Source organism: Alcanivorax sp. HI0007, assembly GCF_001635525.1.
GTDB lineage: Bacteria > Pseudomonadota > Gammaproteobacteria > Pseudomonadales > Alcanivoracaceae > Alcanivorax.
This window is the reverse complement of the sequence record NZ_LWEJ01000084.1, coordinates 77,701-101,092: the sequence shown is the minus strand read 5'-3', so window position 1 is coordinate 101,092 and position 23,392 is coordinate 77,701. Positions and strand designations below refer to the sequence as shown.

The 23,392-nt window shown below is 60.5% G+C and carries 23 protein-coding genes; 10 read left to right on the top strand and 13 right to left on the bottom strand.

Going from position 1 to position 23,392, the window contains the following annotated elements; translation table 11 throughout:
• Window positions 1-83: 83 nt before the first annotated feature.
• Window positions 84-755: an outer membrane beta-barrel protein gene (locus A3714_RS04480; RefSeq protein WP_063509481.1), complete on the bottom strand. Its 672-nt coding sequence runs from the start codon at window positions 753-755 to the stop codon at window positions 84-86.
• A 60-nt stretch (window positions 756-815) separates the two neighbouring features.
• Here A3714_RS04480 and rlmM point away from each other — a divergent pair, with 60 nt between their 5' ends.
• The 3 genes from rlmM to tusA are packed head-to-tail and all read left to right on the top strand — an operon-like array spanning window position 816 to window position 3,354.
• On the top strand, window positions 816-1,877 hold the full coding sequence (gene rlmM, locus A3714_RS04475) for a 23S rRNA (cytidine(2498)-2'-O)-methyltransferase RlmM (protein ID WP_063509482.1): 1,062 nt from the start codon (window positions 816-818) through the stop codon (window positions 1,875-1,877).
• A gap of 2 nt (window positions 1,878-1,879) precedes the next feature.
• The gene (locus A3714_RS04470; RefSeq protein WP_082844761.1) at window positions 1,880-3,121 is read left to right on the top strand and encodes an MFS transporter; all 1,242 of its coding nucleotides are present in this window, start codon (window positions 1,880-1,882) and stop codon (window positions 3,119-3,121) included.
• Entirely contained in the window at window positions 3,118-3,354 is a 237-nt protein-coding gene (gene tusA, locus A3714_RS04465) for a sulfurtransferase TusA (protein ID WP_062816241.1), read from the top strand. The genes A3714_RS04470 and tusA overlap by 4 nt, the downstream gene beginning before the upstream one ends.
• A 149-nt stretch (window positions 3,355-3,503) precedes the next feature.
• On the opposite strand, the gene A3714_RS04460 is transcribed toward tusA, so the two are convergent.
• Entirely contained in the window at window positions 3,504-4,190 is a 687-nt protein-coding gene (locus A3714_RS04460; protein ID WP_063509484.1) for a hypothetical protein, read from the bottom strand.
• Between the two features lie 153 nt (window positions 4,191-4,343).
• Here A3714_RS04460 and A3714_RS04455 point away from each other — a divergent pair, with 153 nt between their 5' ends.
• On the top strand, window positions 4,344-4,799 hold the full coding sequence (locus A3714_RS04455) for a gamma-glutamylcyclotransferase family protein (RefSeq protein ID WP_062816239.1): 456 nt from the start codon (window positions 4,344-4,346) through the stop codon (window positions 4,797-4,799).
• Window positions 4,800-4,944: 145 nt separating this feature from the next.
• Here A3714_RS04455 and A3714_RS04450 read toward each other — a convergent pair whose 3' ends face one another.
• Complete coding sequence (locus A3714_RS04450; protein ID WP_063509485.1) at window positions 4,945-6,324, bottom strand: MATE family efflux transporter; 1,380 nt, start codon at window positions 6,322-6,324, stop codon at window positions 4,945-4,947.
• 64 nt (window positions 6,325-6,388) lie between these two features.
• Between A3714_RS04450 and A3714_RS04445 the strand changes: the two genes are divergently transcribed.
• Window positions 6,389-6,940, top strand: a complete 552-nt coding sequence (locus tag A3714_RS04445) for an elongation factor P hydroxylase (protein WP_063509500.1) — start codon at window positions 6,389-6,391, stop codon at window positions 6,938-6,940.
• Window positions 6,941-7,161: 221 nt separating this feature from the next.
• Here the strand turns inward: A3714_RS04445 and A3714_RS04440 are convergent, their stop codons facing one another.
• Genes A3714_RS04440 through arsC form a run of 9 tightly spaced genes read right to left on the bottom strand, consistent with a single transcriptional unit; the run spans window position 7,162 to window position 15,174 of the window.
• Window positions 7,162-8,472, bottom strand: coding sequence for a DUF58 domain-containing protein (locus A3714_RS04440; RefSeq protein ID WP_063509486.1), 1,311 nt, complete (start codon window positions 8,470-8,472; stop codon window positions 7,162-7,164).
• On the bottom strand, window positions 8,469-9,440 hold the full coding sequence (locus A3714_RS04435; protein ID WP_063509487.1) for a MoxR family ATPase: 972 nt from the start codon (window positions 9,438-9,440) through the stop codon (window positions 8,469-8,471). The genes A3714_RS04440 and A3714_RS04435 overlap by 4 nt, the downstream gene beginning before the upstream one ends.
• The gene (locus A3714_RS04430) at window positions 9,437-10,744 is read right to left on the bottom strand and encodes a DUF4350 domain-containing protein (RefSeq protein ID WP_063509488.1); all 1,308 of its coding nucleotides are present in this window, start codon (window positions 10,742-10,744) and stop codon (window positions 9,437-9,439) included. Before A3714_RS04430 ends, A3714_RS04435 begins: the two co-directional genes overlap by 4 nt.
• Window positions 10,737-12,239, bottom strand: coding sequence for a DUF4129 domain-containing protein (locus tag A3714_RS04425; RefSeq protein WP_063509489.1), 1,503 nt, complete (start codon window positions 12,237-12,239; stop codon window positions 10,737-10,739). The genes A3714_RS04430 and A3714_RS04425 overlap by 8 nt, the downstream gene beginning before the upstream one ends.
• On the bottom strand, window positions 12,220-13,209 hold the full coding sequence (locus A3714_RS04420; protein ID WP_062816233.1) for a stage II sporulation protein M: 990 nt from the start codon (window positions 13,207-13,209) through the stop codon (window positions 12,220-12,222). The genes A3714_RS04425 and A3714_RS04420 overlap by 20 nt, the downstream gene beginning before the upstream one ends.
• Entirely contained in the window at window positions 13,206-13,886 is a 681-nt protein-coding gene (locus A3714_RS04415) for an RDD family protein (RefSeq protein WP_063509490.1), read from the bottom strand. The genes A3714_RS04420 and A3714_RS04415 overlap by 4 nt, the downstream gene beginning before the upstream one ends.
• Window positions 13,876-14,217 (bottom strand): DUF2069 domain-containing protein, encoded by a 342-nt coding sequence (locus A3714_RS04410; RefSeq protein ID WP_062816341.1) that lies wholly within the window; start codon window positions 14,215-14,217, stop codon window positions 13,876-13,878. The genes A3714_RS04415 and A3714_RS04410 overlap by 11 nt, the downstream gene beginning before the upstream one ends.
• A gap of 2 nt (window positions 14,218-14,219) precedes the next feature.
• Entirely contained in the window at window positions 14,220-14,813 is a 594-nt protein-coding gene (gene wrbA / locus A3714_RS04405) for an NAD(P)H:quinone oxidoreductase (RefSeq protein WP_197463364.1), read from the bottom strand.
• Between the two features lie 7 nt (window positions 14,814-14,820).
• Window positions 14,821-15,174 (bottom strand): arsenate reductase (glutaredoxin), encoded by a 354-nt coding sequence (arsC, locus tag A3714_RS04400; protein WP_062816231.1) that lies wholly within the window; start codon window positions 15,172-15,174, stop codon window positions 14,821-14,823.
• Window positions 15,175-15,251: 77 nt separating this feature from the next.
• Between arsC and A3714_RS04395 the strand changes: the two genes are divergently transcribed.
• From A3714_RS04395 to A3714_RS04375, 5 genes are all read left to right on the top strand, one after another.
• Window positions 15,252-16,547: a YihY family inner membrane protein gene (locus A3714_RS04395; RefSeq protein WP_063509491.1), complete on the top strand. Its 1,296-nt coding sequence runs from the start codon at window positions 15,252-15,254 to the stop codon at window positions 16,545-16,547.
• Window positions 16,531-16,806 (top strand): acylphosphatase, encoded by a 276-nt coding sequence (locus A3714_RS04390; protein WP_063509492.1) that lies wholly within the window; start codon window positions 16,531-16,533, stop codon window positions 16,804-16,806. Before A3714_RS04395 ends, A3714_RS04390 begins: the two co-directional genes overlap by 17 nt.
• Window positions 16,803-17,678, top strand: a complete 876-nt coding sequence (locus A3714_RS04385; protein ID WP_063509493.1) for an alpha/beta fold hydrolase — start codon at window positions 16,803-16,805, stop codon at window positions 17,676-17,678. The genes A3714_RS04390 and A3714_RS04385 overlap by 4 nt, the downstream gene beginning before the upstream one ends.
• A gap of 327 nt (window positions 17,679-18,005) precedes the next feature.
• Window positions 18,006-19,508 carry a fumarate hydratase gene (locus A3714_RS04380; protein WP_062816228.1) on the top strand — a complete coding sequence of 501 codons (1,503 nt, stop codon included), beginning with the start codon at window positions 18,006-18,008 and terminating at the stop codon, window positions 19,506-19,508.
• Between the two features lie 76 nt (window positions 19,509-19,584).
• The gene (locus tag A3714_RS04375) at window positions 19,585-20,421 is read left to right on the top strand and encodes a hypothetical protein (RefSeq protein ID WP_063509494.1); all 837 of its coding nucleotides are present in this window, start codon (window positions 19,585-19,587) and stop codon (window positions 20,419-20,421) included.
• A 293-nt stretch (window positions 20,422-20,714) separates the two neighbouring features.
• On the opposite strand, the gene A3714_RS04370 is transcribed toward A3714_RS04375, so the two are convergent.
• Window positions 20,715-23,372, bottom strand: coding sequence for an RND family transporter (locus A3714_RS04370; protein ID WP_063509495.1), 2,658 nt, complete (start codon window positions 23,370-23,372; stop codon window positions 20,715-20,717).
• Window positions 23,373-23,392: the final 20 nt, after the last annotated feature.

The window sequence follows — 23,392 nt, the reverse complement described above, 5'->3', positions numbered from 1 at the left end:
CAGCAGAGGGTGGTCTGCTGTGGGATGAAAAGGCGTGGCGCGGTTGGAGCCTTGCAAACAAAGGCTCCAACCGCGTTTTCGAATCAGTTGGAAAAACGCAGCCCGACACCAAAGGTGCCATAGTTTTCGGATTCCAATTGCGTTTGGCGGTAATCCGCGGTGACGGACAGCTTGTCCAGAACCGGGATGGCCAGGCCCACGCCGAGATAAGGGGCGATACCACTTTGGCTGTCGTTCGTTGGGGCTTCGTTCACGCTGGCAACCGTGTCTGAATTATCGTCAAGAAATGCCCGTTGCTGACGGTTTTCGAGCTTGAAATCGTAGATATAAGCACCGCCTTTCAGATAGACCCAGCGTTTGGTCTGCCAAACAACCCCCACTGTAATGCCGTTAAGGCGAAGGGAGTTCTCTTCGTTGATTCGGACAGTGTCGATGGGAGTGCCATTAATCGGGGTTTCGTTGGATTCTGGGGCTCGTTCAAACTGACGGCCGTTCGAGTCTTCGCTGTGACGCAGGAAGCCCGCCTCCAGTCCCAGCCGAGAGTTTCCACCGATATCAACGCTGTTGAGCCACATGCCCAGACGAATATCCAGGCCGTCGGTGGTATCAAAGCCGTAGGGCGCCAGGTCGGCGCGCAGCATCTGCGCCTCGGCGTAGAAATCCACATCCGGTGGCGCCAGTTCCTCTTCAGCGTGTACAAAGGGGGAGAGCAGGGCAGCGCCAAGGCCCAGGGTCAGCGGCAATATTGTTTTCATTATTGATCCAGCCGTTGTGATAAGGACAATGTGCCACATTGTAACCACCGCGAGACCGACATGCACAGTGACTTGCAGCACTCCCATGATGAAACCCTGCTGGGGTTGTGCCGACCCGGCTTCGAGAACGACCTGGCTGCGGAGCTGAATTACCATGCGGCTGAGCAGATGGTCGGCGGTTATCCCCGTACCACCCCGGACAGCGGCTATGTGCTCTGGCACAGCCAGCAGGGCTCCATGGCTCCACTGCTGCAGAGTGGGCTGATTTTTGCCCGCAGTCTGAGCCTGGCCGAGGGGCAGTTTGTGAATATCGGCGATGACAGGATCGCCGAGCTGTGGCCATTACTGAAACAGGCCGCGCCTTTCCGTGAGGTGTTTCTGGAGCACCCTGACACCAACGACGGCCGGGAAATGCAGCGGTTTCTGCGTGGCTTTCGCAAGGCGCTGGAACCTCGCCTGAAAAAAGCCGGCTTGTTGAAAGCCAATGCCCGGCAACGGGTACATCTGTTCTTTAGTGATTCCCACAATGGCTGGGTGACCAGCAGTCCGACGTCGGTGCCGCTTGCCGAAGGCGGGGTGCGGCGGCTGAAACTGCCGGCCGAAGCGCCCAGCCGATCTGCCCTCAAGGTGGAAGAGGCGTTACTGCGCTTTTTCGGTAGCACTGACAGCCTCACTGCGAAGACGGCTGTGGATCTGGGTGCCGCGCCGGGAGGCTGGAGCTGGCAACTGGCCAGGCGCGGTATCAAGGTTCAGGCAGTGGATCACGGCAAACTCGATGGGCGTCTGCTGGATGAATACCCGGTAGAGCATATTCACGGTGATGCCTTTACCTGGCGGCCCCGCAGCAGTGTGGACCTGGTGGTCTGCGATGTGGTGGACAAGCCGGCACGTACCCTGCAGCAGATGGAAAAGTGGCTTACCCAGGGCTGGTCCCGGGCTGCCCTGTTCAATCTCAAGCTGCCCATGAAGCGCCGGTTCCAGGAAGCCTGGCAATTGCTGGAAAAGCTGACCGCGGCCATGGAACGTCATGAGCACCTGGGTGTACCCGAGATCAAGGCTGCCCAGCTCTATTATGATCGTGAGGAAATCACCGTCTGGGCCGCCTTCCACCGGGATTACTGATCATGTCAGCCCCCCGTGCCACCCCGGCACTCTTTGTCACTCTGGGCATGCTCTACTTTGCCCAGGGCCTGCCCGCCGGGTTGTTGGGCAAGTCCATGCCGGCCCTGGCCAGGGACGCAGGTCTGTCACCGGAATGGATTGGCCTGCTGGCGTTGCCGGCGCTGCCGTGGGCACTGAAGTTTCTCTGGGCGCCCTGGGTGGACCGCTGGGGCAGCGGCAAGCCCAATCACCGCAAGCGCTGGATTCTTGCCTGCGTGTTTGCGGTAATGCTGGTGTTGGCAGTCACCGCCCTGTTTCCCCGCGAATGGTTGTTCGGGTCCGGCTTCGCGTTGCTGGTGGTGCTACTTTTCCTGCTCAACCTGTTCAGCGCCACCCAGGATATCGCCACTGACGGCCTGGCCACGCGCTTGCTTACACCGGACCTGCGTGGGTTAGGTAACAGTATTCAGGTGAATGGCTACAAGATTGGCATGATTCTCGGCAGTGGTGCCCTGTTGATCATGGTCGGTCACTGGGGCTGGCAGGGTACTCTGGCCAGCCTGATGCTTGCCCTGTTGCTGGTGGCGCTGGTTGTCTGGCGGTTTCATGAACCACCGGAGCAGATCCGGCCCCGCCGACCGGTGACGTTACGCTGGTGGCGCCGGCAATTGACCCTGTTCTGGTGGCGCCCGGGTATGGCCATTTGGTTGATCATTCTGCTGGGCTACAAGGTCGGTGATGGTTTTGGTACACGTATGATCAAACCCTTTCTGGTGGACCGGCAATGGACGCTGGAAGCCATCGGTCGTCTGGATCTGGTGTCATCCCTGGTGGGGCTGGCCGGGGCGGCGCTGGCCGGGGTGTTGATGATGCGCCTGTCGCGCAAACTGGCCCTGTTCGGGTTTGCCGGGTTGCAGGCCCTGTCTTTTTTGGGTTGGTGGGCGGTGGCCAGCAGCCCGGCGGATCACTGGATCTGGCCGGTGGCGCTCTTCGAGCAGTTCGCCGATGGCCTTTCCACCGTGGCCCTGTTTGTGTTGATGATGGACTACTGCCGCAGTGGCCATGAGGGAAGTGACTACACCATGCAGGCGTCCGTGCAGTTGTTTGCGGTGGGGGCCTTTACCCTGGCCAGCGGCTTCAGTGCGGCCTGGCTGGGATATGCTGGCCATTTCCTGCTGGCTGCGATTCTCTGCACAGCCGTTATAATGGCCGCCTTTTTCTGGCAAGCGCCTCTTGTTGGCAACGCAAAAAAGGTAACTCCATGAGCCACGATGCCCAACACCACCTCGACGCCACCGGCCTGCTGTGTCCGGAACCGGTAATGATGCTGCACAACAAGGTGCGTGACATGGACCCCGGCGAGGTTCTGGAAGTGCGTGCCACCGACCCGTCCACCGAACGGGACATTCCCAAGTTCTGTCAGTTTCTTGGCCACACCCTGCTGGGGCAGGAGCAGGAGGGGGAGCTGTTTGTGTATTGGATAAAGAAGAAGCAGTGAACAGTTAATAGTTAACAGTGAATAGTTGCGCGCCCAAGCGCATTGAAAGTTGAACGCAAAGAGGCCGCGCTCAAGCCATGGGCGGGGCCTCCTGTGTTGTGGATTCTCTCACGGATCAATCCGCGTAGCTGTTAACTATTAACTGCCTTTCAACTCCTTGCCAGCATTGCCACCGCCGCCAGCGCCTCCGGATCTCGTTCTTTGAGTTTGTTGGCGATGCCGTGCTGGAAGAAGTAGCGGAAGTCCGGGAGTTGCTGGGCCTGAATCAGACACTTGGCGCCGGGTAGCACTGGGGTTTCCATGGAGCCGGATTCGTCGGCCACCATGGCGGCCAGGGTGCCGTCTGCGGTCAGCCGCCAGCTCACCACTTCCATCAGGCTGATGGTGTGGAAGTCGTCCTCGGAAAACACAGCATGAGTGCCGATGGTATCGGGGATTTCCTGAATCGTCTGGTGGCCGGGCTGGGGCTTGCCGAAGAAGCCCAGTGCCGCATCCAGCTCCTGCACCTTGTGCTCCGGGGCATCAATGAACAGGTAGTCGCTTTCCGGCAGGCGGTAACCTTCCCAGCGTCCGTTCAACGGATCAGCCAGGGCCATGGCGGTCACCGGTTCTTTCAGCCAGGGTACCATGGCCACAGTGTCGCCATTGGCGAGACGGGCCCAGGCCAGAATTTTCAGTGAGAAGAGTTTATCCGGGTGATGATCATTGGCGTACAACAGCTCAATGCCATCGTATTCCGGGGAGAGACGCAAAATGGGGGGCTGTGCCGCTTTGCGGCGTGGAGAGAAAGGAACCACATTGTTCCCGCCAGGGTGTTGCCGGTGAGCCTGAGTCATGGGCACCTCCCGGTACAAGTCCTTGGCGCCGCCAGCCCGACACACAGTGTTCGTTCTGCACGGCCCGTTAATTCACGTTAGCCTGTACGGGCCGGCCATGCAAGCCGCTGCAGATAACCGGCTTATCGTGGCATTCTTCTTCAGGAGGCGAGTGTGCAGTGTGAGTATTATTTTGCCTATGGCTCGAACATGAATCCGTCCCGCATGGCGGTGCGGGGGATGCAGTATCGGGATTCCATGGCGGCGCGGCTGGAAGGGTGGGCGCTGGCCTTCAACAAGCGAGCCCACGGTCTGCAGGGTATTGCCTACGCCAACATCGTGCCGACGGATGGGGTCGTGGAAGGGGTGTTGTACCGCTTGCGCGATCACCAGGAAATCGAGCGAATGGATCCCTATGAGGGCCACCCGGTGCGTTACCGGCGTGAATGCCTGCCGGTGCAGACCGGCGCCGGTGAAGTGCTCACCTGGGTTTATATTGCCAACGCCGACTGGCAGGCGGAAAACCTGAAACCGGAGCGCTGGTACCTCAACCATTTGCTGAGCGGGCGGCCCTGGTTGAGCGACAGCTATTATCGACGTTTATTGCAGGTCCCGGTCTTTGAACCCTGACAACCAAGGATTAACGTGCAAAACCTGAATGCTCAGGTTTCCTGCCCCGAAACTGTGTTCGCGTCTCGTAGGGTGCACTGAGCCTAGGGCGAACTGCACCATTCAGACGCCGGATAGGTGCAGTTCGCCTTAGGCTCAGTGCACCCTACCGAGATGCCGTAGGTGAAACGTCAGCCGTCGGTGACAGGGTTTGCCGCATCCGCCAGCGCAGCCGCCATCCCAGCAGAATCGCCGCCACGGTCAGGCCCGCCACCAGGCCGATCCAGAACCCTGCCGGCCCCATGGGTTCGCCGAACCAGTGGGTCAGGCCCAGGCCGTACCCCAGTGGCAGGCCCACACCCCAGTAAGCGAACAGGGTCATGATCATTGGCCAGGCGGTGTCTTCAAAGCCGCGCAGGCAGCCGTTGGCACATACCTGCAGGGCATCGGATACCTGGTACAACGCCGCGAACAGCAACAGATAGGTGGCCAGTTCGATCACGTCCCGGTTGTTGGTATAGATATGGGGGATCCAGCCTCTTGCCAGGACCAGCGCCGCTGCTGCTGTCACGCCCACCACGGCGGTGATACAGAGTGCCACCTGCACCGCATGTCGCAGCCCCTGCTCGTCGTGGCGTCCCCTGGCATGGCCCACTCGCACGGAGGCCGCCAGGGAAAAGCTGAGCGGTACCATGAAAATCAGCGAGGTGAAATTCAGGGCGATCTGGTGGCTGGCCACGATCTGGGCGCCCAGGCTGCCAATCAGCAGGGCAATCACGGCAAAGATGCTGACCTCGAAAAAGATCGATAAGCCCACCGGCAGTCCCAGACGCAACATGTACCCCAGACTGGCCATCTCAACGTGGCGCCGGCGCAGATTCAGCGGAGCATGCTGGTACACCGGGTGGCGGTGGGTATAAAACAGCATCATCAGTGCCATGGACCACATCACCAGGGAGGTCGCCCAGCCACAGCCCACGCCGCCCATGGCGGGAAAGCCCAGCTTGCCGTAGATCAGCACATAGTTGCTGGGAATATTGATCAGCAGGCCGATCACACTGAACAGCAACACCGGGCGAGTGTGATTCATGGATTCCGTGTAGCTGCGCATGGCCAGCATTAGGGCGGCACCGGGCATGCCCCAGCTGAGCGCATCCAGATAGCCACTGACCAGCGGGCGAATGGCCGGGTCCACGTCCATCCACACCAACACCGGTGCGATGCTGCGCAGGATCATGGCACATAGCACCCCCAGCCCCAGGCCCAGCCAGATACCCTGCTGGGCGAGCGGGTTGATGCGATGGTAAGCTTCGCCGCCGAGATGGCGGGACAGAATCGGCGTGGCACTCATCAGCACGCCGGTCATGAACAGAAACAGGGGCACCCAGATGCTGGCACCCACCGCCACTGCCGCCAGATCATTGGCACTGACCCGACCGGCCATCATGGTATCCACGAAGCCATTGGCGGTCTGGGCCAACTGGCCGCCGAGGATGGGCAGGGCAAGGGTGAGCTGGGCGACGAGCTCCTGACGACGGGATGACATAGGCGCGACGAATCTTATGGGTGATCTTGGCGGTAAACCACAGGGCCAAACAAAGGCGGCTACCATACCGCAAAGCGCTGTTCGGGGGCACCGTAGCGAAGACCTGGACAGACTGTTTAGGGCCACTTTTTTTCATTCCCACACCACCGTGCTGGAAGGCGGCGCGGACGAACCCGTGTATCGTCCGGGCAATCCCCATCGTATCTGCTATACCCGTGACTATTTTCGCAGCGCTCTGCACGAAATCGCCCACTGGTGCGTGGCAGGTCCGGCGCGCCGTCAGCAGGAAGATTATGGCTACTGGTATGCCCCGGATGGCCGCAATGCGGAGCAGCAGGCAGAGTTCACCCGGGTAGAAGTGTTGCCCCAGGCCTATGAGGCGCTTTTCTGTGCGGCCTGTGGGCATCCGTTTCGGGTGTCACTGGATAACCTGGATGGGGAGGCGGGGGATGAGAGGGACTTTGCTGTGAAGGTCAGAGAAAAAGCGCAGGCCCTTTTGAAAGCCGGGTTAGCGGAGCGGCCAAGGCTCTGGTGTCAGGTACTGATGGAGTACTACGGCAGGGCGCACGGGGAGCTGGAAACGGCTTTGGAAGAGACATTCATGCACCCAAGCTAGTCGTAGGAGCGTCGCTGGCGGCGCGATAGCACACCTTGGAGCACACAGAGAAAACCCAGTCTTTTCCTCAGTGATCTCTGCGCCCTCTGTGGTACAGCCGTCTTTTCAGGTTTTGGGTTTATGCACTCCGTGCACCCTGCGGGCCGCCCTGGCGGACGTTACCTGCACTTCGTTCCGGCTCGCGCCGCCAGCGACGCTCCTACGGCGGGGCGGGATTGGATCTATAAGCGTCCGCTGCGTTTCAGCATCAGGTAAAGGTTGTTGAGCTGCGCCGGCATGTGCTGCGGGGTGGTTGCCGTGACCAGGGCGCCGGCATGACGCAGGCGGGTATGCAGGTCGTGGCGGGCCTGTTGTTCCTGAGCGTCGGCACAGACTTGCAGGGCCTGATCAAAATCATGGCCCACCGGTTGCCGTGACAGTTGTTCCTGCTCCGGCAGCAGCATGTCGGCAATCAGCACCAGATGGTGACGACGCAGCAGGGACACGGCGCTTATCAAGTCATCCAGATCTTCCTGCTGCAGGCGGGTAACCAGAACCACCAGGGCTCGCCGGCGGCTGCGGCGGACCAGTTGCCGGGCGGCCAGGCTGAAGTCGCTGGCATGCTGGCTGGGGTGCAGATCGTAGAGTCCGTTGAGCAGGTGGTTGATGCCCTGCTGGCCCTGCACCGGTGGCAGCCAGCGTGGCTGGTCGCCGGAAAAGAGCATGGCGCCGGCCTTGTCCTTTTGCTTGAGGGCGCTCCAGGCGAGCAGCAGGGCGGCGTTAAGGGCGTGATCGAAACCGGTCAGTGAGCCCACCGGCATGCCCAGACGGCGGCCGCCATCCAGCATTATCAGCACCTGTTGATTCTGTTCATCCTGGTATTCCCGGCTGATCAGGCTGCGCCGTCGGGCGGTGGCCTTCCAGTCGATTTGCCGCAGGCTGTCACCGGGGTGGTATTCGCGTAGCTGGTGAAACTCCATGCCTTCGCCGCGGCGCGGTTGCAGGCGGGTGCCGGTGAGCAGGTGGGCATGGCTGGCATCCAGTCCGCTGTGGCTGAGCCGGGAAAAATCCGGGTAAACCGGCACGGTGCAGGCGGCGTCGCACACCTTGCGTACCCGCCACAGCTTCAGGCGGCTGGGGAACCAGAACACCAGATCGCCGAACTGTACCGGGCCGCGGCGGCTGGGCCGGTAATGATAGGTCAGCTCGGTCAGTTCTTCTTTTGCGCGCGTCAGGGTGGCCGGCAGGCCGGTGTGGGGATCATCGCCGGGGTGCTGGTCGGCCAGCTCCACGCTGTCTGGCAGGCTTGCCGAGGTAACCCTGACTCGTACCAGGTGCGGCTGTTGCACCGACAAAGCGGTAGGCAGCTCCCGGTGCGCCTGCGGGGCGGGCCGGCGGCGGGCGTGCCATAGATCCAGCAGCGCAATCACCAGGGCCAGGCCGCCCAGGGCCCACCACAGTGCCACGGCCAGCATGCCGGGTATGACCAGCAATGGCAGGGCCAGTAGCGCCCACAGGCCGGCGAGCAGGAGAAGACGCGGCGCAGGCTTCATTGCTTCGGCGCTTCCACCTGTTCCAGCAGTCGACCCAGGGCGGTTTCCGGAGTCTGGCCTTCGATTTCCGCATCGGCGCTGAGCTGGATACGGTGCCGCAGTACCGGGCGGGCCACCTGCTGTACATCGTCCGGGGTGACGAAGTCGCGGCCCTCGAACAGGGCCTGCACCCGGCTGGCCCGGGCCAGGGCGATGCTGGCGCGTGGGCTGGCGCCGTGACTCAAACCGCTGAAGTCCCGGGTGGCGCGAACGATGCGCAGGGCATAGTCGAGCACCTCGTCATCAATCAGCACGCTGTCGCTCAGGGTCTTCATGGCTTTCAGACCGGCGGCATCGGTGACGGGAGTCAGGCTTTCCACATCCAGGCTGGCGCGGATGGTGCCGTCCAGCACCATGTTCACCAGGCGGGTTTCGTCCGCATGATCCGGGTAGTCGATCAGAACCTTGAACAGGAAGCGATCCAGTTCCGCTTCCGGCAGCGGGTAGGTGCCTTCCTGGTCCAGCGGGTTTTGGGTGGCCAGCACCATGTAGGGCTCATTCAGGGTGAACGCCTTGCCCTCGATGGTGATCTGCCGCTCCTGCATGACTTCCAGAAGCGCCGCCTGCGTCTTGGCCGGTGCCCGGTTGATTTCATCGGCCAGCAGCAGTTGCGTGAAGGCGGGGCCGCGGCGAATGCGGAACTGCTCGCTTTTCTGGTCGTACATGGCGTGGCCGGTGACGTCCGTGGGCATCAGGTCCGGGGTGAACTGGATACGGTTGAAATCCAGTTCCAGTACCTTGCCCAGGCTGCGCACCAGCAGGGTCTTGCCGAGCCCGGGTACCCCTTCGATCAGCACATGGCCACCGGATACCAGGGCAATCAGCACTTCACGAACCACCTGACGCTGACCGATCAGCACCTGATTGAGATGGTGTTCAATATCCTGGGCCAGGCGGGTGGCGTCGGCCAGGGTGGTGGGCTGTGTCATGTTTCACTCCTCAGTGCTTGCAGCAGGGCCACCTGCTGGGTGAGCTGGTCGCGGTTTGCCGGTGGCTGTGTCAGTGCATGGTCCAGTTGTGCCACGGTGACCTTCAGATGCGCGGCGGCGCGTTCCAGGGCCTGCTGGCGCTGGTGATGGTAACGGTTGAGTCGGGCTTGTGCCTGCTGGCGCAAGGCGGTGAGCAGGGTGTCCTGCTGTTCGGTGCGCCACTGGAAATAACCACTGGCGTGTAGATGCTGCAGGTAATCCCGATGGTTGTCTTCGGCCACGGGCTGAATCGGGCCGCGGCGGGGAATCCGTGACCACAACCACAGGCCTAGCAGCAACAGCAAGGCGGTTCCCAGTTCCGGGGCGTGCAGCCATAACCATTGCAGTAGGGGGGGCATGGCCACGGAGCGCACGAACCACACCGGCTGATCGCCGGTGAGCCAGGCCAGCAGCCAGGCATGGTCGAAATAATGCAGATTCTGGTTATTCCATAGTCCCAGGTCGGTGAGCACGGTGATCTGGCCGTCGCCCAGGGATAACTGGACCAGTTGGCTGCCGTAATCATTGTCCGCATAGGCGGAGACCTCCACCGGCCACTCGGGGAGAAACTCTGCCGGGGTGTCTTCCTCGTTCCAGCTGTCGTGCCAGAGTACATGCTGGCTATGCAGCTGGATGCGTCGGGAGGGTTGATCATCACCGGCATGCAGCAGCAGCGGCTCCGGTTGTGGGGGCGCCTCGCAGGCCAGTGCTTCGCAGGTTTCCCGCAGTTCGTCGTTATCGGTCAGCAGGCAGTATTGCAGGGGATTACCGGCAAAGGCCGGTAGCGCATCCAGCAATTCGAAAAACGGGTCCAGCGCTTCGTCGACGGTTTCCTGTTCACTTTTCCAGACAGTGATTCCCAGGCTGAAGAGGAGGGGGTCGTTGTCCTGCCACTCCCTCTCGGTGGCGGTATCTTCATCCCGGGATTTTGGCAATGGGCGTGCTTCGACGATCAGTTCACCGCCAGCTTCCACCCATTGCAACAGTGAGCGGACCTGACCGGTATTGAGCAAGCCGCGCTGTTTGTCGATGATCAGGGTGGTGTCTTCTTCCGGCAACGGGAACAGGGCTGCGGCACTCAGTATGCGTGTGCTGGGCTGGCCTCGCTGTGTCAGCCAGTCCTGGGCAGCGCTGTAGGGATTGCGTTGAATGGCGCTGTCCGGCGCCGCTCTCTGGATCACGGTGACCGGCTCGGTCAGTGCGTAATAAGCGATTGTAAGCGCCACTACGAGAAGGGCGCCAAGCCAGGGAAGCTTTTTACGCATTGGCGGCCTCCTCTGCGCTTATTTGCTCCCAGTCAGCCAGCAGTGTGCGCACCGTCTCGGCGTCCACCGGACGATGGGCCCAGGCCGTGCTGATCCAGGCCTGGATCAGGCGTTGCAGATAGAGAATCGGCAAGGGTTCACCATGGGCGGCCTGAAGGTTGCGCAGGCATTGCTGTTCGGTGCTGCCGGCGGCCAGTGACACCGGATAGCGGCGCAGCAGCTCGGCCAGGGCACTGCGCAACATCAGCGACAGGGCCAGGCGAATGTCGTTGGCACCGAGCGCTTGTTCCGTGGCGTCGCGCAGGTTCTTCGGCAGGCTCTGGCGGCGAATATCCATGCCGGCCACATGGGTAGGAATCACCGGGGTGCTATCCCGATTGCGGCTCCCCAGCCCCAGCTGATCCATGACCTTGATCAGCAGCCAGATCGCCAGCCCGGCGAAGACACCCCAGAACAGTATCCATAGCACCGCATCTGGGATATCAAAGGGGCTGTCGGAGGGTTCCTGTTGCTCATCATCGTCCAGGTTATCGAAGAAGTGTTTCCAGAATTTTTCCAGCCAGCTATCGCTGTCGTCGTCTCGATCTTTCCATTGCCGTTCGGTGCGTTCTTCGAAGGGCATGTAGTCCGGGCCGGCCAGTAGTTCGATGACCTGCTGTTGCTCTTCATTATTGCGGGGGGAAGGTTGTGCCGTTACCGGTTCTGGCAAGGGCAGCAACAGGGCCAGCAGCATTAGCAGGGTGGCACCGGTGCGGCTTGCCCGGTGGCGGCCCAACCGGGTCAGGCCCAGTTGCAGGTCCCAGCCTTCCAGCCAGGTGCGCTTGTTCAGATAGAGGGCAAAGCCACAGGCCACATAGAGTGGTTCGGTGACACACATGACCAGGTACAGAGTAGCGCTGGCAATGGCCATCTGCAGGGCACTCTGATCGTAGAACCAGTCACTCCATTCCAGGCTGAATTGCCAGGGCACCAGGGTGTAAAGCAGTACCATCAGCCCCATGGCCATGAACTGCTCCAGATGCAGCACCACGATGGTCATGATGCCGGCCCGGTTGGAAGGGTAGCTGTTCAGTGCCCGCAAACGCTGGCTGAGTTGTTCCCCCTTGGCGCCCTCCAGTTGCCAGACGCAGGTGTTGAAACTGCGTGCTGGGCTGAAACGGCGCCAGGTGAGCTGGCTGGCCAGGCCGGGCAGGGCGTACTGGCGCCAACGCTGGAACAGTTGCTTGAGCGTGAGGGTTTCCGCAAACAGGGCATGGCTGTACCAGGCCAGCACCGGTCGCTCCCAGAGGGGTTTGAGCCACCAGAACAGGAACAGCGGCCACAGGGTTTCTGCCAGCAGCGACCAGCCAAGCATTAGTCCGAAAGGGACCAGCGTGAATGCCAACCATACCCATAGCACGGGGGCGGCCCATTGCCGATACAGTTTTGTGCCCAGGTCCACCGCCTGCCAGGGGCTACGTGGTGCCAGGCGGGCGCTAGCTTTCTCGAGTTCCATTACGTCCCCCGAAGAAAAGATAGAGATAAAGCAGAGCCCAGCAGGCCGCACCGACGCTGTATTTTATGGTGGCGTCGAAGTCTCTGGGCGACCAGAACGCCTCGATGAAAGCGGCCAGCAGCAAAAGAGCGAAGACCCCGTACATGGTCGGCAAGGCATCCCGTGCTGCCAGACGCAGGGCATCCAGCCGTGACCATTGTCCCGGTGCAATAATCGACCAGCCCAGTCGCAACCCGGCGCCGCCGGCCAGCACGATGGCGGTGAGTTCCGGGGCCCCATGGGCGATGACGAAGGTAAAGAAGGCCTCATGGCCGCCGGTGTTGATCAGGTGGCCGGCGATGGCGCCAAAGAAACTGCCGTTGAACAGCATGACAAAGATGGCACCCACGCCCAGCAGCAGACCGCCGGCAAAGGTACGAAAGGCAATGCCGATGTTGTTCTTGATGTAGTAACCGAACATCAGCACATCATCCTCGCCCTCTCGCCCGGCATGGATGTCGCTGCTGCCCGAATCCTCCGGCTGATACATGAGCTCCAGATCCGAGAGCATGGCTTCGTCTACTACGGTGTAGATCATCTCCGGTTGCTGCTGCACCAGAATCCAGGCGAGGGCGATGGACAGAACGAAACTGAGGGCGCTGACCAGGTGCCACTTCCATTGCCGTCGCACGGCGGCGGGAAAGCCATGGGCAAAAAATGCGCCAATACGATCCGCCAGGGGCGGGTTGTAGCGGTACAGCTGGCGGTGGGCGCGCAGCACCAGATTGTTCAGGTATTGCTGAAGTTCCAGACTGTAGGTGCGCTCCCGGGCCAGCGCCAGTTGATGGCACAGCTGGCGGTAATCTGCCACGAAGCGGTCCAGCGGCAGGCGTTTCTTGCGCGACACCCGCAGCGCTTCCAGTTGCTCCAGTTGCTGTTCCAGCGACTCCCATAGAGGTCGGTACTGTTGTTCGAAGCGAGCCTGTTTCACCGTGCCCCCTCAAGCAAGTAACGGGTTACGGCTCGCAGGCGTTGCAATGCCTGGGACGGGTTCAGTTCCGGGAACGCCAGTTGCGCCAACTCCTGCTGGCGGGCTTCGGAGAATTGATCCTGGCGTTCGTGGAAGGCCAGCAGAGCCAGCTGGTCCTGGGCGCTGAGTGGCCAGTCCGGCGGATTGGCCGGGCCGCTGTGTTGCTTGCGGGTGGTCCCGGTTTGCTCGATATGGACTACCAGGGTGTTGGCCGCCATGTCCCCCAGGCGCTGATAGCGCGGACTGATCAGGGTGGTGATAAAACCGAGCAGATAAAACAGCGGGAAAGCATCTGCAGTGCGCAGCAGATTCCGGATCAGACTGCCGTTGAAACTGAGTGGACTCCCGTTGGCATGCACCACGGCAATGCCCATGGCTTTCTTGCCCGGGGTCTGGCCATGACGCAACGCCTCGAACAGGGTGGGGTAAAACCATTCCAGGGCAAAGCCGATAATCAGCAGCAGGCCAATGCCCATTTTGCCAAGCATGCCCAGCACAAACGCCAGGACCGCGAAAATCAGCAAACGAATGAGGAGGTCGATACCGTAGGCCATGGCCCGGGTTACCGGGCCCGCCAGGGACAGGCTGAGCATGGCCCCTTCCGGTGTCTCCACCTCATACCGTTCGTCAATCAGCATTTTGCCCCTGGCGAATCTGCAGGGCAGAGAATACAAACAGCATCACCGTCAGCGAGGTCTTGGCGATGGCCAGGGTGCGCACCGGCGGCGGATCCAGTAGCTGGACAGCATAGCCGCAGAAATAGAACAGCAGAATAAAGCACAACCAGGTGGCCTGGCGCTTGTTGCCACTGATCACGGCCGGCAGCATCAGCACCAGCGGTGCGTAGAGAATCGCCGCAAAGATGATGCTGGAAAGAGGATGAACATCCGGCGGCGCCAGGCTGAACAGCCCGGTGATGCCCACAAACAGCAAGAGTGCGTAGCTGATACGCAGAAGCAGAAGATTCATTGTCAGGCCTTGAGTTGGCGGGCCAGGGTCGCCAGGCGTTTGCCCAGCGCCCGTGCCAGGGAGATTTCATGATCGGTCAGCGACGGGTCCGCATCGATGCCGGCAACGTGGGTAGGACCGTAGGGAGTGCCGCCACTGCGGGTATCCAGCAGCGCCTGTTCGGAATAGGGCACCCCGGTTATGACCATGCCGTGATGCAGCAGCGGGGTCATCATGGATAGCAGGGTGCTTTCCTGGCCACCATGCAGACTACTGGTGGAACTGAATACGCCGGCGGGTTTGCCGATCAGGGTGCCTTTCATCCACAGATCGCTGGTCTGGTCGACAAAGTATTTCAAGGGTGCCGCCATATTGCCGAAGCGGGTGGGGGAGCCCAGCGCCAGACCACTGCATCCGGCCAGGTCATCCAGGCTGGCGTAGGGAGCCCCCTGTTCGGGTACGGCGGGTTCACTGGCTTCACTGTTGGCGGAGACTGCCGGTACCGTGCGCAGTCGCGCCTCCATGCCGGTGCTTTCGATACCACGGGCAACCTGTTGCGCCAGGTTGGCTACGCTGCCGTTGCGGCTGTAGTAAAGCACCAATACATAATCCGTCATGATGGTGTCAGTCCAGCAGGTTAAGGGCGTTTTCCGGGGGACGCCCCAGTACCGCCTTGTTGCCCCGTACCAGGATGGGACGCTCAATCAGTTTCGGGTACTGCACCATGGCAGCAATGACCTCATCGTCGCTGCTTTCCGCAGACAAGCCGGCCGTTTTATAGTCGGCTTCCTTGTTACGCACCAGATCATGGGCGCTGGGTAAGCCGAGTTTCTTGACCAGAGTTTTCAACGTGGCGGCGTCCGGGGTGTCGTCCAGATACTTTACGATAGTGGGCTGGATGCCGTTGTCTTCCAGCAATGCCAGCGTCTGGCGGGATTTCGAGCAGCGTGGATTATGGAAGAGGGTGTAGTCCGTCATGAGTTTTGCATATTCTGTGGATGAGGGTGTCATTGTAAGGCGCTTGAATCCGCTGGCAAGGAGAGGATGCCGATAGCATGGAAACTGATGAAGAGGTCATTCCGGTCCGCGCCAGGCTGGATTCCATTCGTGCCTTTTTTGCCTTGCTGGTGCGTCAGTTCAAGGAAGATGGCTGTCGGGAAAGCGCTGCCGCACTGACTTACACGACGCTCTTTGCCATCGTGCCGGTGATGACCGTGAGCTTTTCGGTACTGGCCTCGGTGCCTGCACTGAAGGGCAAGGGGATTCAGCTCCAGCAATGGGCGTTTGAATACTTTGTGCCGTCGGCGGGCAATATGCTGTTGGAGCACCTGCAGTCGTTTGCCCGCCAGGCCACCAATCTGACCGGCCCGGGGGTCATTATTCTGATCATCACCTCGGTATTGATGCTGCGGACCATCGAACAGACCGTGAATCGAATCTGGAAGGTGCGCACTGCCCGTAAGGGGCTTACCAGTCTGATGATGTACTGGGCGGTGTTGTCACTGGGGCCGATCTGTCTGGGTGCGGGGCTGGCGATCTCGTCCTATCTCACCTCCCAGGCTATTTTCAGTGACACCGTGCACTATCTGGGTGGTGTCAGGCTGTGGTTGTCGTTGCTGCCTTTCCTCTTCACCACGGCCATGCTGACGTTGCTATACACGGTGGTTCCCAACACCAATGTCCCTTTGCGTCAGGGCATGCTGGGTGCGGCCTCTGCAGCATTGCTGTTTGAACTGGCAAAAAGCGGTTTTGCCTTTTTTATCCGCCAGGCCCCCAGCTATGAAGTGGTGTACGGGGCGTTTGCGGCGGTGCCGCTGTTTCTTCTGTGGGTGTACATTTCCTGGATCATTGTGCTCGGTGGCGCGGAGCTGGTTCGGGCCCTGGTGGTATTCCAGGAGCATCGACGTCGGGTGCCGAGAATGCATGCGCTGATGCGTTTACTGCATGCTTTCTGGCTACGTCAGCAACAGGGCAAGGTGCTGCGCAGCAAGGAAGTGCGTCAGGTGATGCGCGATTGCGGAGTCAGTCAGTGGGATGAGTTTCGCAACTTATTGATGGACGCCAAGCTGATACGGCGCACGGACGAGGGCGGTTATATGCTATCCCGGGATCTGCGCAACCTGACACTGGGACAGCTGGTAGCTATGCTGCCGTGGCCGGCCCATACCCAGCTTCGGGTGCGCCTGGGCAATGATGAATCCGCCTGGGAGCAGGTATTGAAGGAAAAGATGGATCAGGCCCGTGACGGTATGATGGCGCCGCTGGATATGCCGCTGGATACACTCTTTCACCGTCGTGACAGTATTACCGACGACGAGGAGATTGGGGAGAGCAATGATGGCGATCACTAAACATGTACTGGTGAGCGGTAGGGTTCAAGGGGTAGGCTACCGGGCCTGGACCCAACGCCAAGCCAGCCTGCGAGATCTTGCCGGTTGGGTACGTAATTGTGACGACGGCCGTGTGGAAGCCATCCTGCACGGCCCGCCGGATGCGGTATCGGCGATGCTGGACGCTATGCGCCAGGGGCCGGCCATGGCCCGGGTGGAAGAGGTAATCACCCGGGATTCAGAGGCGCCGCTGACCCGGCACTTTGAGGTAACTCGATGAAACAAGTTGAACTGGTAAACGGTGACTTGCGTTTTCCGGCACTGATGGCCGGCAGTGGCGAGCCCGTGATTTTGTTGCATGGTTTTCCGGATACCCATGAAAACTGGGCGGTGCAAATCAATGCGCTGGCGGAGGCAGGTTATACCGCCATTGCGCCAGCGTTGCGCGGCTATGCCCCGGGCTGCCAGTCCGGAAGCGGCGATTATTCTCTGTATGCCGCAGTGGACGACCTGATGGTGTTTGCCGCTCAGCTGGGTGGCCGTGTGCACCTGATCGGTCATGACTGGGGGGCGGCGGTGGGCTACCTGGCGTGCGCCCAGTCCCCGGAAACCTTCTGCTCTTTCAGTGCTCTGGCCATACCGCCCCTGCGCCGGATTCCCCAGGCACTGCTCAAGGTTCCCGAACAGGTGCTGCTCAGTGGCTACATGCAGTTTTTCCAGTTGCCGATGGCCCCGGAGGCCTGGCTCAAGCGCGGCGATCTGGGTGGTGTGGAAACCCTCTGGCGGCGTTGGTCGCCGGACTGGGACCCGGGGCTCTACCTGGACAATGCCAAGCACACGTTGGCGGAGCCGGGGGTGATCAGTGCAGCGCTGGCCTGGTATCGGGCCATGTTCAAGCTGTGGAAGAAGGAGCAGCGTAAGGCCCTGACCTGGCTGGGGCAGGATATCGCCACGCCCACCCAGATTCTGATCGGCGAAAATGACGGCTGCATGAGTCCCAAACTGCTCGAACATACTCTGGTGGACACTGATTTCAGCGGCGGCGTGGAGTTGCAGCAGATTGCCAATGCCGGGCATTTCCTGCATCTGGAGCAGCCGGAAGTGATCAACGATCATCTGCTGCGTTTGCTCAACAATACCCGCTGCGACTGAATGAGCTACGAGCTACGTTCGTTGGATGGGGACAGGGTGGAAAGTCCCCAAGACCTTGGCATTTCTACGAAGCCGCTGTAGGAGCGCCTCTCGAGGCGCGAACCGAGCGGCGCGAGGCAATAAGGACGATTGTCCGTCATTCTTTCTGGAGCCTGTCGAGTTCTGCGATTCCTGATCGCCCTGCGGGCGATTTCCGCGCAAGCGCGGTTCGCACCTCAAGAGGTGCTCCTACGGGTGCCTTTGGTAGGGGCGTCTAGGTAAAATTCTCAGGCTTCACACTCTGCGCTATACTACGCGCCCCCAAATTGTCCCAGCAGGAGTAATCCCATGACGGTGATTCGCCAGGATGACCTGATCCAGAGCGTGGCTGATGCCTTGCAGTACATCTCTTACTACCATCCGGTGGATTTCATTCGTGCCGTCACCGAAGCCTACGAGAAGGAAGAGAGCAAGGCTGCCAAGGACGCCATGGCGCAGATCCTGGTCAATTCCCGCATGTCTGCCATGGGCCGTCGGCCTATTTGCCAGGACACCGGTATCGTGACCGTATTCGCCAAGGTGGGCATGAATGTCACTTTTGAAGGCGACATGAGCCTGGATGACATGATCAACGAAGGTGTACGCCGGGCCTACAACCATCCGGAAAATGTCCTGCGCGCTTCGGTGCTGGCGGACCCGGACGGCAAGCGGGCCAACACCAAGGACAACACCCCGGCAGTGATCAACTATTCCATCGTACCCGGTGACAAGCTGGAGATTGACGTGGCGGCCAAGGGCGGCGGTTCCGAAGCCAAGTCCAAGTTTGCCATGCTCAACCCTTCTGATTCCGTGGTTGACTGGGTGCTGGAGCAGGTTCCCAAGATGGGGGCCGGGTGGTGCCCGCCGGGCATGCTGGGCATCGGCATTGGCGGTACCGCCGAGAAGGCCATGCTGCTGGCCAAGGAATCGCTGATGGATCCCATCGATATTCACGAGTTGCAGGCCCGTGGCCCGCAGAACCGCTCTGAAGAGTTGCGTCTGGAACTGTTCGAAAAGGTCAATGCATTGGGCATCGGTGCCCAGGGTCTGGGCGGCCTGACCACCGTCCTGGACGTGAAAGTGGCCGATTATCCCACCCACGCGGCCAACAAGCCGGTGGCCATCATTCCCAATTGTGCTGCCACCCGCCATGCCCATTTTACCCTGGACGGCACGGGGCCAGCGGACCTGAAAGCGCCGGATCTGGAAGAATGGCCGGAGATTGCCTGGGGCAATGATGAGGGCGCCAAGCGCGTCAATCTGGATACCGTGACCCCGGAAGAAGTGCAGACCTGGCAGCCCGGTGACACCCTGCTACTGTCCGGCAAGCTGCTCACCGGCCGTGATGCGGCCCACAAGCGCATGGTAGACATGATTTCCAAGGGCGAAAAACTGCCGGTGGACTTCACCAACCGCTTTATCTACTACGTGGGTCCGGTGGATCCGGTGGGCGATGAGGTGGTTGGCCCCGCTGGCCCGACCACAGCCACCCGGATGGACAAGTTCACCCGCACCATGCTGGAAGAAACGGGGCTGATCGGCATGGTCGGCAAGGCCGAGCGTGGCGATACCGCTATCGAGGCCATCAAGGACAACAAAGCGGTGTATCTGATGGCCGTGGGCGGCGCCGCCTATCTGGTGTCCAAGGCTATTCGCAAGTCACGGGTAGCGGCCTTTGAAGATCTGGGTATGGAAGCCATCTACGAGTTCGAGGTGGAAGACATGCCGGTGACCGTGGCAGTGGACTCCAAGGGCGAATCCGTTCACAAGACTGGACCGGTGATCTGGAAAGAAAAGATCGCTGCACGTTAAGGTTCTGCATGTCTCGGAGGGGGTAGTCTGGCTACCCCCTTTCTTCCTGTCCCGATGCCACAGGCGACGTTCTGTTTTGCGTATTGTTCCGGCTATTCTCATTGGGTGTCTGGCAGCCGCGGTCAGCGGTTGCAGTTCCCTGGTGCCGGCCACGGCCGACTGGCTGGGCTGGACCCGTGCCCCGACCCTGGTGGATGGTCTCGACTACGATGAGATCGACGCACTGGGTGCCCGGACAGGAGCGTGCCTTTCTCTCTATCAGCACTACATCGACGGCCGTTACCTGAGACAGCAGCAGGGGGCGGTATGGCATGAGGAGTGTAAAGAACGCATTGCCCAGGCCCGCAAGGCCCGAGAATATGCCCGACAGCTGGATCAGGAAGTGGAGATCGCCTGGCAGGCGGTACTGGACCACAAGGAAGCGCAGCGGCAACAGGCCCAACGGCGCCGCCAGATCCGTGAGGACATGCGTCAGGCCCAGCAAATGGCGGAAACCCTGCGAAATGCCGAAGAGGAGCAGGAGAAGGCACAGAATCAGCGGTTGGAGAGGCTGGACGGGGCCAATATTCATAACCTCATGCTGGAGGTGCCCAACCTGCCACTGGCGTTCACGGTAGGGTCCCCCTCGGACATGACCCTGAAGCGCTTTCTGGCCTGTCTGGAAGTGCTATATCCCAATGAGGGCTATCAGATACGCCGCAATGGCGACAAGCTGACGGTGAAGGCCGAGCGGGCCACCATGATGCGTGGCGATGTGTTGCTGGAAAGTCGCTATACCCGGATCTGGGATAACTGGACCCTGCAGTACCTGTCGGTGGGAGAGATCCGGGCGGAGAGCGCCCAGGACCGCTACGTGCTTGCCCGGAATCTGCTGGGTTCCCAGTGTCAGCCGGACCGGCAAGACGATCAATGAGTCTGGCTGTTTCATGGTGCCAATGAATCGGCCCACTCCTTCTTTCCCTTTACCTTTCCCAATCTCGCCTTTCCGATCTATCGAATAAGTCCGGGAGCCCGGCCCCATCCCTGGGGCTACGGAGATCAATCAGGTCTTCCTGGGGTCACAGTACGAAGGCCTGGGGCCACCCGGACAACCAATATACTGTTCATTTGGTCAGTGGTCAATCAAAGGCAGTGACGAGTCGCGAGGAGCGAGTTTCGAAAGGCGGGGTGGTTTGCTTTTCGAGACTCGCTTCTCGCAACTCGTTCCTATCCCGCCCGCAGCTTCGGTTTCACCGAGATCAGCAGTGCCGGCAGCAGCGTCAGGTTGCTGAGCAGGGCGACCAGCATGGCCAGGCCGGTGAGCAGGCCGAAGTACACCGTGGGGTTGAAATTGGAGAACGCCAGGATCGAGAAGCCGGCAATGATCGTCAGCGAGGTGTAGTACATGGCCTTGCCGATGGAACCATGGCAGCGCTTCATGGTGGCTACGTAGTCATTATCTTTCGGCAGCTCCTCATGGAAGCGGTGGATGTAGTGAATGGTGTCATCCACGGCGATGCCGATGGTGATGGCGGTGATGGTAATAGTCATCAGGTCCAGCGGCAGGCCAATCCAGCCCATCAGGCCCAGCACCAGAGATGCGGAGATCAGGCTTGGCACCATGCTGATAAGCGCCACTGGCAGGCTGCGGAAGAGGATCAGCAGCATTACCAGAATGGCGGCAAACACATAGCCCAGGGTCTTGATCTGGGAATCGAACAGGCTTTGCAGCATGTTGTTGTAGAGCACCATGGCGCCGGTGAGGTTTACCTGCTCGGGTTGCAGGCCAAAGTCGCTTTCCAGGTCGGTGCGGATCTTGGCCAGCAGCTCGTTGCGGTTAAGGTTCTGATCCGAATCGATCACCCTTACGCTGAAACGCACCTGGTTGCCGTCGTCGGACAGGTAGGGACGCACCAGCTGGTCACGCAGGTCCTCGGGAATAAAGCTGGCCAGCAGCATCAACTGGACATAGCTGAGCGGTCCCTCGTTGAGTTTTTCCGCCACCTTGTAGGTGGTGGCGATGGACAGCACCTTGCCGGTTTCCGGCAGGGATTGCAGGTAATTCTGGATTTCCACCAGCTGGGCCAGACGTGCCGGGGTAAACCAGTAGGCCCCTTTCAATGGATTGGGCTTGGCCTGCTGGGATTCGGCAAACGGATCGGCAGAGGGCGCGCTTGCAAAGGGATCGTCGCCGCCTGAGCCAGCGGAGAAGGGGTCGCTATCGGCAAACGGGTCCGGCTCGGCAGTGGCAAACGGGTCGCTATCGCCACCCGCCGCGAACGGATCTGTTGCGGCGCTGTCGTCCATGGATTCACCGTCCCAGCCGGTGGCAGGCCCGGATGACGCTGTCGCACTGCGGGCGTCAGTACTGGGCGCATCGATGACGATATCCAGCGGCGTTGTGCCCCCGAGCTTGCGATCAATCTGCAGCATGCCCTGGTAGATTTCCGTGTCTTTCTGAAAGTAGTCGATAAAGCGGTTTTCCACCGTTAATCTGCTGATCCCCCACAGGGAGGCGACCACGGTGACAATAGCCAGCACCATCAGGGTAGGGCGGTGCCGTTCGGTAAAGTCGGCAAAGGCCAGGGTGAACTTGCGGCTGAAGTCGCGCCCCTGTTGCGGTTGGCCGGCCTTCAACGGACCCAACAGGGCCGGGAAAACCAGAAAACAGACCACCAGGGCCACGCCCAGGCCGAATGTCATCATCCAGCCGAAGTCGATCACCGGGCGAATGCCACTGATCACCAGGGACGAGAAGCCCACCATGGTGGTGAGGATCATGTAGATCATGGGCCGCATCATATGGGCGGCAGTTTCCCGGATCAGCCATTTCTGGCTGGCCTCCGGGTTCTCCTCATGGAGCTCCCGGAAACGTACGGTCAGGTGAATGGTGATCGACATGGTGATGATCAGCAGTAACGAGATGTAGTTACTGCTGATCACCGAGACTTTCCAGTCCATCCAGCCCAGCCAGCCGGTCACGGTCAGCACGGTGACACCACAGCAGGCCAGGGGGACGACTACCCAGCGGGGGCGGCGGAAAATCATGAACAGGGTGACGATCAGGAACGCCAGCACGCCGATGCCGAAGATTTTCAGGTCCGCACGAATAAAGCGCACCAGATCCGTGGCGATCATGGGCACCCCGCCGAGGAACAGTTTTGCCTCGTCCCGGTAGCTGTCCATGATATGGCGCACCTGATCAATCTCGCCGGCGGTGCGTTCCTGAATCTGGCTGCTGTAGTCACTGAAGGCCTGGGAGGCCTCTTCCAGCGCCTGTTCGCCGTCTTCGTCCAGCTCGCCCTCGTGTTGCTGGGCACGCAGCTCATTACGGCGGTAAAGCAGGTCGTAATATTTTTCGTCGCGCTCGAAGCTCACCAGCAGGGCGGTGGTGTTGCCGTCGTCGCTGACCAGCAGATCTTCATAGAGCGGGTTTTCTTCGGTGAATTCCTTCTGCGCCAGTGACAGGTCCACATCCTCATCAGTGAGGGTCCGGTAGTCGTTGGCCAGGTCACTGAACTCCACCTGGGGGCTGAACAGCAGGGGGACATCCAGCATGCTGTACACCGAACTGACCCTGTCGACCTGTTTCAGATCGTTCTGCAATGCCTGCAAGTGCGCCAGGGTATCGCGCTGGAACAGCGGCGCCTGGGACGGGGTGTAAGTGATGATCAGGAAATCACTGCCCCCGTAGCGCTTGGAAATCTTCCGGTAGTACTGCAATGCCTCATCGTTCTCGAGCACCAGCGAATCCGCCGATGCATCAATCTTGAAGTCCCGGGCCTGCCAGGCGGCGACCGAACAGATAAGCGCCAGCAGAGCCAGCCAGAAAACCGGGTGAGCCAGCACAACCCGGCAGTAGGCATTAAACAGTCGATGCGTCATGAAGGAATCCGTTCAGGGTC

Bases quoted from the DNA above. Each gene is read 5' to 3' on its own strand.
- A3714_RS04480 (WP_063509481.1), bottom strand. From the start codon at position 755: ATGAAAACAATATTGCCGCTGACCCTGGGCCTTGGCGCTGCCCTGCTC.
- rlmM (WP_063509482.1), top strand. From the start codon at position 816: ATGCACAGTGACTTGCAGCACTCCCATGATGAAACCCTGCTGGGGTTG.
- A3714_RS04470 (WP_082844761.1), top strand. From the start codon at position 1,880: ATGTCAGCCCCCCGTGCCACCCCGGCACTCTTTGTCACTCTGGGCATG.
- tusA (WP_062816241.1), top strand. From the start codon at position 3,118: ATGAGCCACGATGCCCAACACCACCTCGACGCCACCGGCCTGCTGTGT.
- A3714_RS04460 (WP_063509484.1), bottom strand. From the start codon at position 4,190: ATGACTCAGGCTCACCGGCAACACCCTGGCGGGAACAATGTGGTTCCT.
- A3714_RS04450 (WP_063509485.1), bottom strand. From the start codon at position 6,324: ATGTCATCCCGTCGTCAGGAGCTCGTCGCCCAGCTCACCCTTGCCCTG.
- A3714_RS04440 (WP_063509486.1), bottom strand. From the start codon at position 8,472: ATGAAGCCTGCGCCGCGTCTTCTCCTGCTCGCCGGCCTGTGGGCGCTA.
- A3714_RS04435 (WP_063509487.1), bottom strand. From the start codon at position 9,440: ATGACACAGCCCACCACCCTGGCCGACGCCACCCGCCTGGCCCAGGAT.
- A3714_RS04430 (WP_063509488.1), bottom strand. From the start codon at position 10,744: ATGCGTAAAAAGCTTCCCTGGCTTGGCGCCCTTCTCGTAGTGGCGCTT.
- A3714_RS04425 (WP_063509489.1), bottom strand. From the start codon at position 12,239: ATGGAACTCGAGAAAGCTAGCGCCCGCCTGGCACCACGTAGCCCCTGG.
- A3714_RS04415 (WP_063509490.1), bottom strand. From the start codon at position 13,886: ATGCTGATTGACGAACGGTATGAGGTGGAGACACCGGAAGGGGCCATG.
- A3714_RS04410 (WP_062816341.1), bottom strand. From the start codon at position 14,217: ATGAATCTTCTGCTTCTGCGTATCAGCTACGCACTCTTGCTGTTTGTG.
- wrbA (WP_197463364.1), bottom strand. From the start codon at position 14,813: ATGACGGATTATGTATTGGTGCTTTACTACAGCCGCAACGGCAGCGTA.
- arsC (WP_062816231.1), bottom strand. From the start codon at position 15,174: ATGACGGACTACACCCTCTTCCATAATCCACGCTGCTCGAAATCCCGC.
- A3714_RS04395 (WP_063509491.1), top strand. From the start codon at position 15,252: ATGGAAACTGATGAAGAGGTCATTCCGGTCCGCGCCAGGCTGGATTCC.
- A3714_RS04390 (WP_063509492.1), top strand. From the start codon at position 16,531: ATGATGGCGATCACTAAACATGTACTGGTGAGCGGTAGGGTTCAAGGG.
- A3714_RS04385 (WP_063509493.1), top strand. From the start codon at position 16,803: ATGAAACAAGTTGAACTGGTAAACGGTGACTTGCGTTTTCCGGCACTG.
- A3714_RS04380 (WP_062816228.1), top strand. From the start codon at position 18,006: ATGACGGTGATTCGCCAGGATGACCTGATCCAGAGCGTGGCTGATGCC.
- A3714_RS04370 (WP_063509495.1), bottom strand. From the start codon at position 23,372: ATGACGCATCGACTGTTTAATGCCTACTGCCGGGTTGTGCTGGCTCAC.